This window comes from Pseudoalteromonas sp. Z9A6, from assembly GCF_011378805.1.
Classification (GTDB): domain Bacteria; phylum Pseudomonadota; class Gammaproteobacteria; order Enterobacterales; family Alteromonadaceae; genus Pseudoalteromonas; species Pseudoalteromonas distincta.
In genome coordinates this window covers 1-2855 of sequence record NZ_WTKZ01000102.1, presented here as the reverse complement: position 1 = coordinate 2855, position 2855 = coordinate 1, and the positions used below count along the sequence as shown (strand labels likewise).

The window sequence follows — 2855 nt, the reverse complement described above, 5'->3', positions numbered from 1 at the left end:
ATCTTAACGATACCAACATCAGCCAAATAAACAGCACCATGCTTTTTTTCTTTCAGGTTGAGCTTCCAACCATCACCATGAGCCTTGTAGCCCCAACCTTTAAAGCGTTGAAATGGTTTAAAACGTGGGAATCCAGCTTTCTTATCACCTTTTTTGAGCCGTCTAAAAAAACCGTCAAAAGCCAGTGCAACACGTTTTAATGTGACTTGCTCACTCTGAGCATTAGCATTGAAAATGCCATGCGCTTTACGATTATTACGCCACAGAGTGTTGATTTTGCACTGTTCGTGAAAATTAAGACTGTAATTAGAATCACGATATGTTTCGATGCGATCACGTAAAGCCCAGTTGTACAACTGGTGATGGTGGACAAACAAATCCATCAGCGATTCTTCTTGAGAAACTGATGGTTTCATTTTATATGTAACTTTACGGATTGCTTTTTTCATAACAACTAATTATATTTAGTGGTTATGAAAAAACAAGCCCTAAAAACGCTGTATCACAGCGTTTATAATATTCACTATCATTTAGTTCTTGTAACTAAATATCGTCATCGCTGTATCACGCCAGAGGTTGCCGCGTACTTAGAATCTCAGTACAAAAGGTTGTTAAAATCTTGGGATTGTGAGCTTTTGGAGTGCAATGGTGAGTCAGATCACCTTCACCTTTTAATTTCTGCTAATCCCAAGATGCAACCAAGTAAAATGGTGAACAGTTTAAAAACTGCTACATCAAGACTTGTGCGAAAGGAGTTTTCCGAACACTTGGGTGAGTTTTACTGGAAGCCAGTTTTTTACAGCAGAAGTTATTGTCTGGTTAGTTGCGGAGGTGCACCACTTGAAATCGTGAAGCAATATTTAGCTCAGCAGGAAGGATTTGATTAAAGCCACCACTTCGTGGTGGTGCGCCTTTCACCACCACCTAAATTAACTCGCTTTGGCTCATTAGATTTAGATGGAGCACTTGGCGCTATTGGGTAGATCAGATAGCTTAAAGTTGGAATTTAGAAGAAGAATGACAGCTTTGAGCGATAACCAGATATAGAAAAGTTAAACTTGTTTTTGTTTTGATGATTTGACTCTTAATCTGTCCCATAACATTGTTAACCGGCATATTAATGGAGTTATTAAGGTATGTAATATATGCAATTTTGGTGCGTTAAACCATTAAAATGGTGTTCAATAAGGTGCTAAGTGTAAAAAACGTAAATATGGTCAAATGGTCGTTACTTTAGTTTCGATAAGTGAAAAGATATAAAAAATTCACTTCAGGAGAAAAGTATTACCATGATTAATATGCCTAACAAATTAATTAATGCTTCCTATAATATGCCTCTCAGCGCCATGCGCTTGAGAACATTAGCATTGTCGAAATTAGAGCCTCTAAGTTATTTGTTTGGCATCTCCAACCCAGTAACAATTTTTGCAAGTGAGTGGCAAGAAATTTTTATTGAGTCGGAAAATCCATACAGAGACATAAAAAGGGCTGCCTCTGCTTTCTCCAAGGCTATGGTTCAGTGAGTTGCTTGGATACTTTAATCGCATCTTCTTTTATCATTTTACAAACTTTAACCCAGGCTAAGATTAGAAGAAAACACCACCCTCCCCGACAGCCCTTACACAGCAAGGCTTTGCGCGCTATTTGGCTTTTTAAATGAGACAGAAAAACGTCTAATTTTTAACATTTGAGACAGTTTTAATCGTGAAAAATGCGAGTGAGAAGTGTCTCAATCTGGCTATTTACGACACGCTAGCACACTAAAAGTCTGAGATAAAAAAGTGTAAAAATTCACTTTTTAATATGCCAACATATTAAATAATGCCCATAAAAAAGGATTCACCGTGTCTCAATATGGCTATTTAATAGAGTCTTAGCAGCTAAAAGTCTGAGATGAAAAAGTGAAAAAATACACTTTTTTATTATGTGGTCAGGCACTTTTTTACCAAATTTAAGGCTGTTTTACGCGTTAAAATGACAACCAGTGAACGGATTTGGCGCGCTCAAATCAGCGATTTTTATCGTAGCTTCACGCGCAATCGGTGAAATAGTGAATACTCAATGTAGAATTCCCTGCTTTCACTAGGCCGTTTCTAACTCAGAATAATACGTTTTCTCACACTTAGCAGTGTGAAATTATAGTGGCATAGTTAATTTTTCCACCTAATCTATGTGAGTGAAACGCATTTCATTTTTTACAATATAATATTAAATTTTTAAAAAATATTTTTATTTTGTAATAGCTTATACTGTTTAGCATAAGTCAATATTCATAGTGTCAGGAAACTCTTGCTTGAAAATAAGGGTAAGCGCGCAATTAAACCCACATACCAATATTAATGCTACCTATGCATAATTTACTCAGCATATTAACCTGAGGTAATTATGAATAAACAGCAAAAAATAAAACACTGGCAAGGCATTTTTGAGCAGCAAAAATCGAGTGGTTTAGCCATCATTCAATTTTGTCGTGATAACAACATTAACGCATCGACTTTCTATGTTTGGCGTAAACGCCTTTCTGACGAAACGATAAGGGTTAAAAAGCAACAGGTGATCCCGTTTGTTATTCATGAGCAAGCCTTTACACACCCTTCAATCATTAAACTCACCACACCAAACGGCTATCAAATAGACTTCGAGTCGACATTAGCGCACCAAGCACTCGCCAAATTATTGAGCGTACTGTGACACCTTGCACCCACCAAGTTTACTTGGTCACGGGATTCACCGACATGCGAAAATCAATCAATGGGTTAAGTATTATTGTCAGCGATACCCTATCTCTCGATCCTTTAAGCCAAGCGTTAGTTTAGATCTACCAACCAGTCATTTAACATTTGGCAGTTTTCCAA

Annotated in this window: 3 protein-coding genes; 2 read left to right on the top strand and 1 reads right to left on the bottom strand. The window is 37.1% G+C overall.

Annotated elements, in window-relative coordinates; all coding sequences use genetic code 11:
• On the bottom strand, nucleotides 1-449 hold a 449-nt coding region (locus GQR53_RS21605; RefSeq protein ID WP_240917522.1), incomplete at its 3' end, for a helix-turn-helix domain-containing protein.
• 24 nt (nucleotides 450-473) lie between these two features.
• Between GQR53_RS21605 and tnpA the strand changes: the two genes are divergently transcribed.
• A complete protein-coding gene (gene tnpA, locus GQR53_RS20090; protein WP_010555474.1) occupies nucleotides 474-887 on the top strand; it encodes an IS200/IS605 family transposase in 414 nt (137 codons plus the stop codon).
• 1498 nt (nucleotides 888-2385) lie between these two features.
• Nucleotides 2386-2691 carry a hypothetical protein gene (locus GQR53_RS20080; RefSeq protein ID WP_010555472.1) on the top strand — a complete coding sequence of 102 codons (306 nt, stop codon included), beginning with the start codon at nucleotides 2386-2388 and terminating at the stop codon, nucleotides 2689-2691.
• The last annotated feature ends 164 nt before the right edge of the window (nucleotides 2692-2855 follow it).

Coding starts and splice junctions, on each gene's coding strand:
- tnpA (WP_010555474.1), top strand. CDS start 474: ATGAAAAAACAAGCCCTAAAAACGCTGTATCACAGCGTTTATAATATT.
- GQR53_RS20080 (WP_010555472.1), top strand. CDS start 2,386: ATGAATAAACAGCAAAAAATAAAACACTGGCAAGGCATTTTTGAGCAG.